The sequence below is a fragment of the Pseudomonas sp. HLS-6 genome, from assembly GCF_002753995.1.
In the GTDB taxonomy this organism is placed as follows: Bacteria; Pseudomonadota; Gammaproteobacteria; order Pseudomonadales; family Pseudomonadaceae; genus Aquipseudomonas; species Aquipseudomonas defluvii.
Genome location: NZ_CP024478.1, coordinates 4,084,524 through 4,099,582, shown reverse-complemented (window position 1 = coordinate 4,099,582; position 15,059 = coordinate 4,084,524). Strand labels below are relative to the sequence as shown.

The 15,059-nt window shown below is 59.8% G+C and carries 13 protein-coding genes; 3 read left to right on the top strand and 10 right to left on the bottom strand.

Annotated features, from left to right (window positions below):
* The first annotated feature begins 54 nt into the window (after positions 1–54).
* Positions 55–468 (top strand): NUDIX domain-containing protein, encoded by a 414-nt coding sequence (locus tag CS390_RS19245; RefSeq protein ID WP_099775622.1) that lies wholly within the window; start codon positions 55–57, stop codon positions 466–468.
* Between the two features lie 4 nt (positions 469–472).
* On the opposite strand, the gene metR is transcribed toward CS390_RS19245, so the two are convergent.
* Entirely contained in the window at positions 473–1,390 is a 918-nt protein-coding gene (metR, locus tag CS390_RS19240) for a transcriptional regulator MetR (RefSeq protein WP_065759335.1), read from the bottom strand.
* Between the two features lie 110 nt (positions 1,391–1,500).
* Between metR and metE the strand changes: the two genes are divergently transcribed.
* Together metE and CS390_RS19230 are read left to right on the top strand one after the other, a co-directional pair.
* Positions 1,501–3,810 (top strand): 5-methyltetrahydropteroyltriglutamate--homocysteine S-methyltransferase, encoded by a 2,310-nt coding sequence (gene metE / locus CS390_RS19235; protein WP_065759334.1) that lies wholly within the window; start codon positions 1,501–1,503, stop codon positions 3,808–3,810.
* Positions 3,811–3,950: 140 nt separating this feature from the next.
* Positions 3,951–4,943: an alpha/beta fold hydrolase gene (locus CS390_RS19230; RefSeq protein ID WP_065759333.1), complete on the top strand. Its 993-nt coding sequence runs from the start codon at positions 3,951–3,953 to the stop codon at positions 4,941–4,943.
* On the opposite strand, the gene CS390_RS19225 is transcribed toward CS390_RS19230, so the two are convergent.
* The 9 genes from CS390_RS19225 to glpR all read right to left on the bottom strand — a co-directional run bounded on the left by CS390_RS19225 (position 4,940) and on the right by glpR (position 14,915).
* On the bottom strand, positions 4,940–5,275 hold the full coding sequence (locus tag CS390_RS19225) for a GlpM family protein (protein ID WP_065759332.1): 336 nt from the start codon (positions 5,273–5,275) through the stop codon (positions 4,940–4,942). The two genes, CS390_RS19230 and CS390_RS19225, sit on opposite strands and share 4 nt — an antisense overlap.
* Positions 5,276–5,310: 35 nt before the next feature.
* The gene (locus CS390_RS19220; protein ID WP_065759331.1) at positions 5,311–6,636 is read right to left on the bottom strand and encodes a sigma-54 dependent transcriptional regulator; all 1,326 of its coding nucleotides are present in this window, start codon (positions 6,634–6,636) and stop codon (positions 5,311–5,313) included.
* Positions 6,633–8,540, bottom strand: coding sequence for an ATP-binding protein (locus tag CS390_RS19215; RefSeq protein ID WP_065759362.1), 1,908 nt, complete (start codon positions 8,538–8,540; stop codon positions 6,633–6,635). Before CS390_RS19215 ends, CS390_RS19220 begins: the two co-directional genes overlap by 4 nt.
* A gap of 65 nt (positions 8,541–8,605) precedes the next feature.
* Positions 8,606–9,340: an amino acid ABC transporter ATP-binding protein gene (locus tag CS390_RS19210; protein WP_065759330.1), complete on the bottom strand. Its 735-nt coding sequence runs from the start codon at positions 9,338–9,340 to the stop codon at positions 8,606–8,608.
* The gene (locus CS390_RS19205; RefSeq protein WP_065759329.1) at positions 9,337–10,005 is read right to left on the bottom strand and encodes an amino acid ABC transporter permease; all 669 of its coding nucleotides are present in this window, start codon (positions 10,003–10,005) and stop codon (positions 9,337–9,339) included. Before CS390_RS19205 ends, CS390_RS19210 begins: the two co-directional genes overlap by 4 nt.
* Positions 10,002–10,748, bottom strand: coding sequence for an amino acid ABC transporter permease (locus CS390_RS19200; RefSeq protein WP_065759328.1), 747 nt, complete (start codon positions 10,746–10,748; stop codon positions 10,002–10,004). Before CS390_RS19200 ends, CS390_RS19205 begins: the two co-directional genes overlap by 4 nt.
* A gap of 96 nt (positions 10,749–10,844) precedes the next feature.
* Positions 10,845–11,759: a glutamate/aspartate ABC transporter substrate-binding protein gene (locus CS390_RS19195; RefSeq protein ID WP_065759327.1), complete on the bottom strand. Its 915-nt coding sequence runs from the start codon at positions 11,757–11,759 to the stop codon at positions 10,845–10,847.
* Between the two features lie 690 nt (positions 11,760–12,449).
* Positions 12,450–14,027: a glycerol-3-phosphate dehydrogenase gene (gene glpD, locus CS390_RS19190; RefSeq protein WP_099775621.1), complete on the bottom strand. Its 1,578-nt coding sequence runs from the start codon at positions 14,025–14,027 to the stop codon at positions 12,450–12,452.
* A 132-nt stretch (positions 14,028–14,159) separates the two neighbouring features.
* Positions 14,160–14,915, bottom strand: coding sequence for a DNA-binding transcriptional repressor GlpR (gene glpR, locus CS390_RS19185; RefSeq protein WP_099775620.1), 756 nt, complete (start codon positions 14,913–14,915; stop codon positions 14,160–14,162).
* Between the last annotated feature and the right edge of the window lie 144 nt (positions 14,916–15,059).

The following is a 15,059-nucleotide window of genomic DNA, read 5'->3' as shown; positions in this document are numbered from 1 at the left end:
CTGTGTTCAGAGATCTTGCGTGTATCATTGCGCGTTCTCCGTGAAGAGCCGACCATGACCAAGATCATTCGCATTGCCGCTGCCCTGTTGATCGACCCGCAGGGTCAAACCCTTCTTGTGCGCAAGCGTGGCACGCAGGCTTTCATGCAGCCCGGCGGCAAGATTGAAGCCCATGAGCAACCTGTCGCTGCCCTGGTCCGTGAGCTGCACGAGGAACTGGGCTTGCAGATCGACCCCTTGAAAGCAGGCTACCTTGGCGTATTCAGCGCGCCAGCGGCCAACGAGCCTGGGTTTGAGGTGCAGGCAGAACTGTTCCAGGTTCATACCGACGCCAGTGTCGAGCCCGCAGCAGAGATCGAGGAGGCCGTCTGGGTCGATGCAAACGCGACCCTGAACCTTGAACTGGCCCCCTTGACCCGAGACTGGATTCTGCCGCTCTACAGAACGTTGACGCACGCTCCAGCCTGATCCTTCAACGCACCGCGCTGACGCCGTCGAGCGTGGAGAAGGAGGTGTCCTTGGCGGTCAGCAGGAAGTCGCGCATGTACGGGGCGTCGAGCATATCGGTACGCACCGCCGCGTACAGCGTGGCGAACAGGCCTTTCTCGCCCAGACGCTTGCCCTTCACATAACCACGTGAGCTGTACTCGTGCAGCGCCCAATGTGGCATGCCGCAGACGCCGCGGCCGCTCGCGACCAACTGCATCATCATCACCGTCAGCTCCGCGGTACGCACCTGTGCGGGCTCAATGTCGGCCGGCTCCAGAAAGCGGGTGAAGATATCCAGGCGGTCGCGCTCCACCGGGTAGGTAATCAGGGTTTCGCTGGACAGGTCTTCGGGTACGACATAGCTCTTGCCCGCAAGAGGGTGCTGATTGGCGACGGCCAGCATGGCCTCGTAAGTGAACAGCGGAACATAGGTAATCCCGGCCAACTCCAATGGGTCGGAGGTCACCACCAGGTCCAGGTCGCCACGTGCCAGTGCGGGCAGCGGTGCAAAGGCGAAACCCGAGGCCAGGTCAAGTTCGACCTCCGGCCAGGCATCGCGGAACTGGTCGATGGTCGGCATCAGCCACTGAAAGCAGCTATGGCATTCGATGGCCATATGCAGGCGCCCTGCAGTACCGCCGGCCAAACGCGCAATATCGCGCTCGGCGCTGCGCAGCAAGGGCAGGGTGGCGTCGGCCAACTGCAGCAGGCGCAGGCCGGCACTGGTGAAGCGCAGGGGTTTGGTCTTGCGCATGAACAGTTGCATACCCAGACGCTCTTCCAGCTCCTTGAATTGATGCGACAGCGCCGATTGGGTCAGGTGCAGGCGTTCTGCTGCCTCTACCAGGCTGTCGGCCTCGCGCAAGGCGTGCAGGGTTTTCAGGTGACGAATTTCAAGCACCGGAAGGCTCCATGAGTAAACTTTGAGATGAACACGAATTTATTGAGTTTGTCTCAAGTTGCCTCGGCTGTCGACAATAGCGTCATCTTTTACAGGGAGCACGTTTTGTCATGGCACTGGCCCACAACCTTGGTTTTCCGCGCATCGGCGCTGACCGTGAATTGAAAAAAGCCCTGGAGGCCTATTGGAAGGGCGACCTGGATCAGGCAGGGCTGTTGGCGGTTGGCCGTGAGTTGCGCGCACGCCATTGGCAGGTTCAGAAAGAGGCGGGTATCGAACTGCTGCCGGTCGGTGACTTCGCCTGGTACGACCAGGTACTGGCGCACTCGGTAGCCTTCGGCGCCATTCCTGAGCGCTTTGCCGCGACCAGGGGCGATGACGGTCTGCCAACCCTCGATACCGTGTTTGCCATGGCGCGTGGTGCAGCGACCTGCTGCACTAGTTCGCAGGGGCAGGCCCAATACGCTCAGGAACTGACCAAGTGGTTCGATACCAATTATCACTACCTGGTGCCGGAGTTCAGTGCCGATCAGCGTTTCCTGCTCAGTTGGGAACAATTGTTCGATGAGGTCGCTGAAGCGCAAGCGCTGGGCCATGCGGTCAAGCCGGTGCTGATCGGCCCGCTGACCTACTTGTGGTTGGGCAAGGCCAAGGGTGAGGGCTTCGACAAGCTCGACCTGCTTGAGCGACTGCTGCCCGTGTACGGTGAGATTCTCAGCCGCCTGGCTCGACAAGGCGTGGAGTGGGTGCAGATCGATGAGCCAATCCTGTGCCTGGATCTGCCGCAGGCGTGGAAGAGTGCCTTTGAGCGGGCTTATCACATTCTTCAGTATTCCCCTCTGAAAAAGCTGGTTGCGACGTACTTCGGTGCTCTGGAAGACAATCTGGGGTTGGCCGTCAGCCTGCCGGTGGATGGCCTGCATGTCGACCTGGTACGTGCGCCGGAGCAACTCCCGGCAGTGCTCGATCGTCTGCCGAGCTACAAGGTGCTGTCGTTGGGCGTGGTCAATGGCCGTAACGTATGGCGTTGCGACCTGGACCAGGCGCTGGAGCAACTGCAGCAGGCGCGTCAGCGCTTTGGCAGCAACCTCTGGGTCGCCGGCTCCTGCTCACTGTTGCACAGCCCGGTGGACCTGGCGCGTGAGGACAAGCTCGATGCCGAATTGAAAGGCTGGTTGGCGTTTGCCGTACAGAAATGCAGTGAGATTTCTGTATTGGCCAAGGCGCTGAACAACCTGCAGGCCGCTGACGTGCAGGCCGCCTTGAGCAGCAGCCGCGCGGTAAAACACAGCCGGGCGCAATCGTCACGTATTCACAAGCCGCAGGTTCAGGCGCGGGTTGCTGCGGTGAGTGCTCGCGACAGTCAGCGTCAGTCACCTTTCGCCCAGCGTATCGAAGCGCAGCGGCAGCGATTGAAGTTGCCTGCCTTCCCGACCACCACCATTGGCTCGTTCCCGCAGACGTCGGCGATTCGTCTGGCACGTCAGGCCTATAAGCAAGGCAAGCTGTCGGCCAGCGACTACACCGATGCCATGCACAGCGAAATTCGTCATGCGGTAAAGGTGCAAGAGCGCCTGGGGCTGGATGTGCTGGTGCATGGTGAAGCCGAACGTAACGACATGGTCGAGTATTTTGCCGAGCAACTGGATGGCTATGTATTCACCCGTTTCGGCTGGGTGCAGAGCTATGGTTCGCGTTGCGTCAAACCGGCGATCATTTACGGCGACCTGAGCCGGCCGCAAGCCATGACGGTGGCCTGGATCGCGTACGCTCAGCGTCAGACCGACAAGGTCATGAAAGGCATGCTGACAGGCCCGGTCACGATGTTGATGTGGTCCTTCCCGCGTGAAGATGTCTCGCGCAAGGTTCAGGCGCAGCAACTGGCGTTGGCGATTCGTGATGAAGTGCAGGATCTGGAAAAGGCCGGCATCAAGATCGTTCAGATCGACGAGGCGGCTTTCCGTGAGGGTTTGCCGTTGCGCCAGGCTCAATGGCAGGACTATCTGGACTGGGCGGTGGAGGCCTTCCGGCTGTGTTCCAGCGGGGTGCGTGACGATACCCAGATTCATACCCACATGTGCTACAGCGAGTTCAATGATGTGATTGAGGCGATTGCGGCAATGGACGCCGATGTCATCACCATTGAGACATCGCGCTCGGACATGGAGCTGTTGGAGGCCTTTGAAGCGTTCGACTACCCCAATGACATTGGCCCTGGTGTCTATGACATTCACTCACCACGAGTGCCGGACACCGCCGAGATGGTCAAGCTCATCAGCAAGGCCGCCACGCTTATTCCGGCCGAGCGCCTCTGGGTGAACCCGGATTGCGGCCTGAAGACGCGTGCCTGGCCGGAGACCGAAGCAGCCTTGGTGAACATGGTGGCGGCGGCACGGCAGTTGCGCAGCCAGCTTGCATAAGGCAATGGGCCTGCGGCGTTCGCCGCAGGTCTGACCATTTGGCGATTGTCATGAAACGGTCACTGTTTTGTGGCAGCGCGCCCGAATGAAAGTCATCAGACTCGCGCTCTACTGGGGATTTGCATTCTGGTGTTTCTGTCATGCGGGCATTTTTCTTTTTTGTCGCACTGCTGTGCGGTGCACCTGCGTTCGCCGCGTCACGCTGTGACGTCAACGTGCCAACTGAGCGGGTCGAACTGGCGCAGGTCAGCCTGGCTTATCAAAGTATCGGGCGTCGCTCCGACCCTGCGCTGTTGTTGGTCATGGGCCTGGGCGGGCAACTTATCCATTGGCCGGATGAGGTGGTGGCTGCGCTGTGCGAGCAAGGCTTTCGGGTCATTCGCTACGACAACCGCGACGTTGGGTTGTCGGCCTGGAATCAACCACCGGTCAGCGCCAACCTGACCTACGAAGTACTGCGCTACAAAGTCGGGCTGCCGGTGTCGGCGCCTTATACCCTGACGGACATGGCCGAAGATGGCCTGGGGTTGATGGACGCGTTGCAGGTCAGGCGCTTTCATGTTCTGGGTGTGAGCATGGGCGGGATGATCGCTCAACACCTGGCTGACCTCGCGCCGCAGCGGGTAGAAAGCCTGACGCTGATCATGTCCAGTTCCGGCGCTTCCGGGTTGCCTGCGCCGAACCCGGCACTGGTGGAGCAACTGGCTCGGCGTGGAGCACCGAACCGGGATGCAGCCATTGAGCAGCAAGCTGACCTGCTTGCCGCCTTGGGCAGCCCGCAGGTGATGGACGACCGGCAGGTGTTGTTGCAACAGGCCGCGGCATCCTACGACCGTGCGTTCAACCCTGATGGGGTCAAGCGGCAGATCATGGCAATCCTAGCCGAACCCAGCCGTGTCGAACTGCTCAACCGTTTGCGGCTGCCGGCACTGGTGGTGCATGGCACGGCTGATCCGCTGTTGCCGGTGATGCATGGTGTGCACTTGGCTGCGCATATTCAGGGCAGCCAGTTACGCTTGATTCCCGGCTTGGCGCACCGCTTTCAGGAGCCGTTCAAGGCGCCTTTGCTTGAGGCCGTATTGCCTTACCTGCGCCAGCATCGCGAAGACCTCAGCCACTGGGCTCAGCTTTAGTGAAAGCGTACCCAGACGCTTACCAGTACCGTTGCCGCGATCAGCCAGGCGACAGCGGCCAGGGCCAGTGAGGCTTCAAGGCGCAGGCGGTCTACCAGCAGGTAGAGTGCGGCGAGGTAGACGAAGTAGGGGATGATCGACCACATGCCAAACAGGATGGTGGTCTTCAGGTCGTCCACGGAGCGGCCCTTGCCAACAATGTAGTGGGCGATCAGGGCGAAGGTGGGGAACAGCGGGACGAGCCCGGCGATGTAGTAGTTGCGGGTTTTGGCCAGGGCCGCGAGTATCACCACGACAGCAGCGCCGAGGCAGGCTTTGAGTAGCAGGTCCACGTTGATTCTCTATCCAGTGGCATCACGCCCGGGCATCAGCCCAGGCCGTATTTCTTGACCTTGTCGAACAGCGTGGTTTTGGCCATGCCCAATTCCTGGCTGGCCTGGCTGAGGTTGCCACCGGTGCGTTGCAGGGCGTCGCTGAGCAGGTTGCGTTCAAAGGCTTCGACGGCTTCGGAAAAACCCAGGCCCTGCGCAGGGCTGGAACCGGCTTTTTTGAATGCCGGCAGGCCCAAGGCATAGCGCTCTGCAACGTTGCGCAGTTCGCGGACATTGCCCGGCCAATCGTGCGCCATCAGGCGTGACAGGGTCTGGCTGTCGAGCGCTGGTACTTCGCGATCAAAGCGCAATGATGCCAGCAGCAGGAAGTGCTCGAACAACTGCAGGATGTCTTCACGGCGCTCGCGCAGCGGTGGGAGTTCCAGCGTCACCACGTTCAAGCGGTAGTACAGGTCGCTGCGGAACTGGCCGGATTGGCCGAGGGCGTCGAGGTCGGCTTTGGTGGCGGCAATTACCCGGCAGTCGACCGCGATGCTCTGGTTCGAGCCCAAGCGCTCCAGGGTGCGTTCCTGAAGGACTCGCAGCAGTTTGATCTGCAGGTTGATCGGCATGCTTTCGACTTCATCGAGGAACAGCGTTCCACCATTGGCGTGTTCGATCTTGCCGATCCGGCGTTTGCCGGCCCCGGTGAAGGCATTGGCCTCATGGCCGAAGATTTCGCTTTCAAACAGGTTCTCTGGCAGGCCACCGCAATTGAGTGCAACGAACGGTTGACCCTGGCGTCGGCTGAAGTCGTGCAGGCAGCGCGCCACCAATTCCTTGCCGGTACCTGTTTCACCTTCGATCAGCACGTTGGCCGAGGTGTCGGCGACGTTGGCAATCAGCTCACGTAGCTCCTGCATGGCCGGCGAGCGGCCGATGATCCGGCCTTCCAGGGTGCTTTGCTCGGCCAGCTGACGACGCAGGGCAAACACTTCGCGGGCCAGGCCACGCTGTTCGAGGGCGCGACGCACCACGTCGACCAAACGTTCTGGCGAGAAGGGCTTTTCCATGAAGTCATAGGCGCCATTGCGCATGGCGCCCACCGCCATATTGATGTCGCCGTGACCTGTGATCAGTACCACCGGCAGGCTAGGGTCGCGGGCTTTGAGTCGACTGAGCAACTCCAGGCCGTCGATGCCAGGCAGGCGAATGTCACTGACGACGATTCCAGCGAAGTCATCGCCGATCCGCTGCAGCGCTTCTTCAGCGCTGCCGACACCCTCACTGGCGATGTCCTCCAGTGCCAATGCCTGCTGGCAGCCGAGCAACACATGCGGGTCATCTTCGACGATCAGGACGGTAAGTGGCGCTTGGTTCATAAGGACTCGGCAGGTTCTGAGGCGGCGGACACCAGGGGCAGGCTGAGGATGAACGCGGTACCGCCACTGGCGGGATGTTCGACACTCAGGCTGCCGCCGGCAGCGGCGGCAAGGCTGGCGGACAAGGTCAGGCCCAGGCCCAGGCCGTGCTCTCCGGGTTTGGTGGTGAAAAAGGGTTCAAACAGGTGCTTACGTGTTTCATCGTCAATGCCATGACCATTATCGCGTACACGCAGACGGTACTTGTCGTTCAGCAGTTCGCCTTCCAGCCATAGCTGTGGTTGGGGCTGCGCGGCCATGGCATCGAGGGCGTTGCCGATCAGGTTGACCAGAATTTGCTCCAGCCGCGTCTGGTCGATGGCCAGTTGCTGACCGTCGAACGCGTTGTGCACCTGCAACTGGCTGCTCGCGATACGGTTGCCGAGTACCTGCAGGCTGGCCTCCACCGCGTTGCTCAAGGAGGCTTGGCCGCCGTCATCACCACGTCGTGCAAATGAGCGCAGGCTGGCGGTGATGCGGCCCATGCGATCGATCAGGTCGTTCATGGTCAGCAGGTTGGTACTGGCCGTTTCCAGCGCGCCGCGTTCGAGGAAGCGAACGGTGTTGCCGGACAGTGTGCGTAATGCTGCCAGCGGCTGGTTGAGTTCATGAGCGATGCTGGTAGACATCTGGCCGATGGCCGCCAACTTGCCAGCCTGAACCAGTTCGTCCTGAGCATGGCGCAGTGTCTGCTCGGCATGGCGCCGTTCACGGATCTGGCCCTTGAGGCGTTCATTACTGGCGCGCAGATCGGCTGTTCTTTCGGCGATCTTGCGCTCCAGTTGGCTATTGGCTTCTTCCAGGGCTTCTCTGGCGGCCAAGCGCGTGGCGATCACTTTACGCCGCTCGTTCCAGGCAATCAGGAGGATGGCCAGCAGTGCGAAGGCCACGGCCGCCAGTACCCCCTGAACGATCGACTCGCGGCGCAGGTCCTGCAGTGGTGTCAGCAGGGTAAAGTGCCAGGGGGTATCACTCAGGCGGCGAGTCTGGGCCAGGTAGGCGACTTCATGGTGGCTGTCACCGAGCTCGGCATTGGCCGGGAAACTCAGCTTCTCCACGCCGTCGCCCAGTTTCTCGCGCGACAGCGGCTGCAGTTCGTTGAGTGGCCACCAGTAGTATTGCAGGCTGCGTGCCAGGCGCTCCTTGGTTTCCGGTGTCAGTGGTCGTACTGACTTCAGACGCCGCGCAGGGTCGCTGGAGAGGATGATGATGCCATTCTCATCGCTGACGAAGGCTTCCAGACGTGCCCGTTGCCAGCGTTCTTCGAGGGCTTCAAGGCGCACCTTGATGACCGCAACGCCAATGATCTTGCCATGCTCTTCCAGGCCGTGTGCCAGGTAATAGCCGGGTTCGCCCGTGGTGCTGCCAATGCCATAGAAACGTCCAGGCTGGCCGCGCACGGCATCCTGGAAGTAGGCACGGAAGGACAGGTCTTCGCCCAGGTAGCTGTCGACATCGCGCCAGTTGCTCGTGGCCTGTACCCGGCCGCTGGTATCCAGGACATAGATCGCCCGGCTGCGGCTACGTCGGTTCAGGCCCTCGAGGTATTCATTGACGGCCTGGCGATGTTCGCCATCCGTTTCGTTCAGCAGGCTTGAGACACTCTGCTCCAACTCCAGCAAGCTTGGCAGGTAGGTGTACTTGCTGATTTCGCTCTCGACCGCTCGCGCATGCAGCTCAAGCTGGCGTTCGCCTGTTTCGCTCAAGGTGCGTATGCCGTTGTGTTCGCTGATCAGAAAGCCGGCCACACCCAGGCCGATCATCAGCAGGAGGATCAGTGGTGGCAGAAACAGGTGACGGATCAGACGGGGTTTCACGGCAAGTGCAGGCTTGGCTGGGCGAAAGAGCGTAGTGTCGCATTTCATCACAGTGGCCTTGGTACGACCAGCGCCGCCTGCCCGGTGAACACCGGACAGGCGGCAGTGGTGCATTAGTGTTGCAGGATCTTGCTGAGGAAGTGCTGTGTGCGCTCATGGCGCGCATCGGTATTACCGAAGAACTCCTCTTTCTGGCAGTCCTCGATGATCCGGCCCTGGTCCATGAAAATCACCCGGTTGGCGACCTTGCGAGCGAACCCCATTTCGTGGGTCACGCACATCATGGTCATGCCTTCGTTTGCCAGTTCAACCATGACGTCCAGTACTTCGTTGACCATCTCAGGGTCCAGTGCCGAGGTCGGTTCGTCGAACAGCATGACGATCGGGTCCATCGACAGCGCGCGGGCGATTGCCACACGCTGCTGTTGACCGCCGGAGAGTTGCCCCGGGTGCTTTTTCGCATGGGCACTGAGGCCAACGCGGTCCAGCAAGGCCAGGCCTTTCTTGGTCGCTTCGGCTTCACTGCGGCCTAGCACCTTGCGCTGGGCAATGGTCAGGTTCTCGGTGATGGTCAAGTGGGGAAACAGCTCGAAATGCTGGAACACCATGCCCACCCGCGAGCGCAATTTCGGCAGGTTGGTCTTCGGATCGGCAATCGAGGTGCCGTCGACAATGATGTCGCCTTTCTGGAATGGCTCCAGTGCGTTGACGCATTTGATCAGGGTCGATTTACCCGAGCCCGACGGGCCGCAGACCACGACCACTTCGCCCTTTTTGACTTCGGTGCTGCAGTCGGTCAGTACCTGGAAGTCGCCGTACCACTTGTTGACGTTCTTGATAGAGATCATACGGTTAACCTTTTCTGCAGACGCTTGACCAGGAAGGAGGCGGAGAAGCTGATAACGAAGTACACGGCACCGGCGAACACCAGAAACTCGTTGGCTTGCCCGATGATGTCGCCGCTGGCGCGTGCGGAGTTGAGGAAATCTACCAGGCCGACGGTGTAGACCAGCGAGGTGTCTTGAAACAGGATAATGCTCTGCTGCAGCAGCAGCGGGGTCATCTTGCGAAAGGCCTGGGGCAGGATGATCAGGCGCATGGTTTGACCGTAGGTCATGCCCAGTGCCTGAGCCGCGCCCATCTGGCCTTTGGCGATCGACTGCACACCGGCACGGACGATCTCACAGAAGTACGCCGCCTCGAACATCATGAACGCGATCAGGCACGAGGTGAACGCCCCGACGGGGGTGTCTTCGCCGGTAATCCAGCGCAGCACGAACGGTACCGCCAGGTAGAACCAGGTGATGACCAGCAGCAGCGGAATGGAGCGGAAGTAGTTGACGTAGGCGCCAGCGAGATTGGCCAGCAGCTTGTTGGAGGACAAGCGCATCAGCGCCAGCACGGTACCCAGGGCAATGCCGCCAATGACCCCCAGGACCATGAGTTGCAGGGTCATCAGCATGCCGTTCCAGAGGGCCGGCAGGGCGGGAATGATTCCACTGAAGTCCATCATTTACCTCCCACGGAGATCAGGCCAGGCACGGCGACTTTCTTCTCGATCAGACGCATGAGCAGCATCAGGCTCATGTTCAGGGTGAAGTAGATCAGGGTGGCCAGGGTGAAGGCTTCAAACAGGTTTGCGGAGAACTCGGCGGTCTGCTTGGTTTGTGCCAGCAATTCCATCAGGCCGATCAGCGAGGCTACCGAGGAGTTCTTGAACACGTTCAGGAATTCCGAGGTGAGCGGCGGAATGATGATCCGATACGCTTGCGGCAGCAGTACGTTCCAGTAGATCTGCGGCAGGCTGAAGCCCATGGCGCGCGCGGCGGACTCCTGGCCTCGTGGCAGCGCCTGGATGCCGGTACGGACTTGCTCGCAGACCCGTGCAGCCGTAAACAGACCCAGGCAGATCACCACGCTGATGAAGGCCGAGGTGGTCGGATTGAGGTCTTGCTTGTACCACTCTTGCAGGCCTTCGGGCAGCATGTCCGGTATCAGGAAGTACCAGATGAACAGTTGCACCAGCAGCGGTACGTTACGAAAAAGTTCCACGTAGGCCGTGGCAATACCCGATACCAGACGGTTCGGGACGGTGCGCATGACGCCGAGTACCGAACCCAGCAACAGCGCGATGATCCAGGCGGCAGCGGCAATGCCGACGGTCCAGCCTAGCCCGGAGATGAACCAGTCGAGATAGATCTCGCTGCCCACGCCGGTGGACTTGAAAAAAACGCCCCAGTCCCAGTTGTAATTCATCGGGGTCTCCCCTCAGATCAGTTGTTTCACGGGCACCTTCGAGCATCCGAGTGCGCACAGGGCGCCCTCGGATGAAAGGTTAGTCACTGCCTGGGATCAGGACTTCTTTTCGTCTGCAGCTTTGTCAGTGGGGTTGGCGATCAGCGCCTTGAGCTCGTCGCTCATCGGGAACATCAGGTTCAGGCCTTTTGGCGGAATTGGCTGCTGGAACCATTTATCGTAGATCTTGTTGATCTCGCCTGATTTGTAGAGTGCAACGATCGCGTCATCGACGGCTTTCTTGAAGGGCGCATCGCCTTTGCGCACCATGCAACCGTAGATCTCATAGGACTGCGGGGTGCCGGTCACTTCCCAGTCGGTTGGCTTCTTGGCCTTGGCCATTTCGCCAGCGAGCAGGGCGTCATCCATCATGAAGGCAACGGCACGACCGGACTCGAGCATCTGGAAGGACTCACCGTGGTCCTTGGCCGAGATGACGTTCATCTTCATCTGCTTATCGGCGTTCATCGCCTTGAGAATGCGCTCAGAGGTGGTGCCGGCGGTGGTGACCACGTTCTTGCCGGCCAGGTCCGGGAAGTCCTTGTACTTGGAATCCTTTTTCGTCAGCAGGCGGGTGCCGATCTCGAAGATGCCGACCGAGAAGTCGACCTGTTGCTGGCGTTCGACGTTGTTGGTGGTCGAACCGCACTCGACGTCCACTGTGCCGTTCTGCACCAGCGGAATACGGGTTTGCGAGGTCACCAGGTTGTATTTGACCTGAAGGTTTGGTGCGTCCAGGTCCTTCTTGAGGGCCTCGACGATTGCCAGCTGGATGTCGTGTGCATAACCGACCGGTTTGCCCGATGCGTCAGCGATGTAGGAGAACGGAATGGAAGCGTCGCGGTGCCCCAGGGTAATGGTGCCCGATTCCTTGATTTTCTTCAGCGTGCCGGTCAGATCGGCGGCAAATACTGGCGTGCTGATCAAAGCGGCCGCGATAGCGGCGCCCAACAGGTGGGGAACGATACGCATCAAAATTTCCTCGACGTTGTTTTTTTTATGGAGCCTTTGCTGGGCTCATTCGTTCAGCGAACACTGCAATCAAGCGGTTTGCGCATTCGGGTACTGAGTGTAGAGCATGAGTCGTGCCAAGCCCCGGAATCTATTGTAACGCTATGATTTTATTGGATATTAATTTGATTTTTCGGTTTTTGATGACGATTATTCGTACGGCTTGCCGAACATCGTCATGTGGCGCGTTCGGAAGGCCGAACGCTTTTAGGGTGGCAAACGTACGTGTGCAGGTGTTGATTTCCAGAGGGCGGGGTTGTTGAGAGCGGTTGATCCCGCAAACGGCGGGCGCCCGGAAACATTGCCTGCTGCTCCCGGTAATGCCGAGAAAGCAGTATGACCTTGCTGGCAACGGAGCCAGAGAACTTACAAGGAGTGCATCATGAGCACAGCAATGAAGCAGTATTTCGTTGAATCCAGCAACGGCGGTGATGATGACGACGAAGATGCCGAGCATGGACACGGCTGGCGAAAGGCTTGACCTGAGTCGGGCGAACGTAACCGTTTAGGTTCGTCTCACCCGGGCGAAAAGTTCCGCTCAGGCTTAGTGCCGTTTGGTTCGGCACATGAGCGTGAGCGGGCCTCTCGGAAATCCGATACCAGATTCTGGTGTCGGATTTTTTATGCGCTGTCACCTGTGAGTCAAACGGCTCAGGCCGCTTCGGACTTGCTGCGGTTCAGTGCGACGCGGAGCAGGTACTGCTTTAGTTTCTCTTGCTCGGCTGGGCTGGTGAACAGCCCAAGCTTGGTTCGCCGCCAGAGAATATCCTCGGCGCTGGTAGCCCACTCTTCGCTGCACAGGTAATCCACCTCGCGGGCGAACAATCCCCCACCCATGGCTTCGCCCAGGTCTTCGGGGCCCTGGACGCCTTCGAGCAGGCGCCAGACGCGGCTGCCGTAGGTCAATGCCCAGCGTTGAGCGATGGCACCTGGCAGCCAGTCGTATCGGGCCTGGATGCTCTCGCTCAGCGCCTTGGGTGTGCTCATGTCTTCGCCGCCTGGCAGTGGGGCGGTGGCAGTCCAACTGCCTTTCATTTGCGTGAAGAATGGCGCCAGCTCACGCATGGCCGACTCGGCGAGCTTGCGGTAAGTGGTCAGTTTGCCGCCAAACACCGACAACAAAGGCGCTTGTTCAGCCTCGGCTGAAAGGGACAGGGTGTAATCGCGTGTGATGGCCGATGGATTGTCCGACTCGTCATTGCACAGCGGACGAACACCAGAGTAACTGTTGACGATATCGGCACGGCTTAACGGGTGTTTGAAGTGGTCATTGACCACCTTGAGCATGTAGTCGGTTTCCGCCTCGGTGATGACCACCTTGTCGGGATCGCCATTGTACTCGCGGTCTGTCGTGCCAATCAGGGTGAAGCGCTCCAGATACGGAATGGCAAACACAATGCGCTGGTCTTCATTCTGCAGGATGTAGGCGTGCTCGCCTTCGTATAGCTTCGGCACAATCAGGTGGCTGCCCTGGATCAGGCGAATCCCGTAGGAGGTATCGAGCTTCAGGTCATCCTTGATGAACGTTGCAACCCAAGGGCCTGCGGCATTGACCAGTGCCTTGGCCTGGATCGTCTGTTGGGTGCCGTCGGCGCGCTCGATTTGTACACGCCACAGGCCGTTGACGCGATGAGCGCCGAGACAGCGGGTATGGGTCAGGATGTGCGCGCCGTTTTCCCGGGCCGCCATGGCGTTGAGTACCACCAGGCGGGCGTCGTCTACTGCACAGTCGGCATACTCGAAACCACGGGTGATCACCGGCTTCAGCGGGCTACTCGGGCCGAAGCGCAGGCTGCGCGATGCACCGAGTCGTTTGCGTTTACCCAGGTGGTCGTAGAGGAACAGGCCCGCGCGAATCATCCAGGCCGGGCGCAGGTGAGGGCGGTGAGGCAGTACGAAACGCATCGGCTTGACGATGTGCGGGGCCTTGGCCAGCAGTACTTCGCGTTCTGCCAATGCTTCACGTACCAAGCGAAACTCATAGTGCTCCAGATAGCGCAGGCCACCATGGATCAACTTGCTGCTGGCAGACGAGGTATGGCTGGCCAGGTCGTCTTTTTCGCAAAGCAAAACGGACAGCCCGCGCCCCGCTGCATCTGCGGCAATCCCTGCACCATTGATACCGCCGCCGATCACGGCGATGTCATAGGTTTCATTGAGGGTAGTGGGCGCTTGGCGGGAGAGGGACACGGGCGGCTCCTGAATTTGAATGTGAACATTGATGTTCATTTTCGAAAATATTAGCGCAATGGCATAGCAGCCGCTAGCCGGATTTGATAGAAAGTGCTGATCTATAGGTCTAAATGAAAAATAACGAACATGATGAGCGGCTGTCGCTGGCGGCAGCCGTGAGGGGAGGGGCTAGACGACTTCCAGGCGGATCTTCTGCTGGTTGAGCAACTGAGTCAGTGCGGCGACGGGCTGCTGATCGGTGACCAGGCAGTCCACCAGGCTGATTGATCCCAGGCGTACCATCGCGTTGCGCCCGAACTTGCTGGAGTCGGCGGCCAGGATGACCTGCCGTGCATTGGCAATGATGGCCTGGGATACACGCACTTCCTGGTAGTCGAAGTCCAACAGGCTGCCATCTTCATCGATGCCGCTGATGCCAACCAGGGCGAAGTCGACCTTGAACTGGTTGATGAAGTCGACACTGGCTTGGCCGACCACACCGCCGTCGCGGCGTACGTTGCCACCGGCCAGCAGTACTTCGAAATCGTCTTTTGCACTCAGGATCGAGGCTACGTGAAGGTTGTTGGTGATGATTTTCAGGTGGTTGTGATTGAGCAGCGCGCGCGCAATGGACTCGGTGGTGGTACCAATGTTGATGAACAGCGACGCATGGTCGGGAATTTGCGCTGCGACAGCTTCGGCGATGCGTTGTTTTTCGTCGCGCATCTGATCGGCGCGCATCGCGTAGGCGGTGTTCTCGATGCTGGAGTCGTAGGCGGCGCCGCCATGGTAACGGCGCAGCAGGTTGACTTCGGCCAGTTGATTGATGTCCCGCCGAATGGTTTGCGGCGTCACGACGAACAGTTGGGCCATTTCCTCGATGCTGACATAGCCGCGTTCGCGGACCAGTTCGAGGATTTGCTGCTGACGAGGAGGCAGGTTCATGGGCTGTCCTTTGGGCGGCCGGGCAAATTTCTCCATGATGCCGGAGGAAATCTCCTACGACCAGCCCGGAGGATTGCACAACGCCTTGCATTGACCTGCGGCCTTGGCGCCGGCAAAGCCGACGCCCAGCGTTTTCGCGCTGCC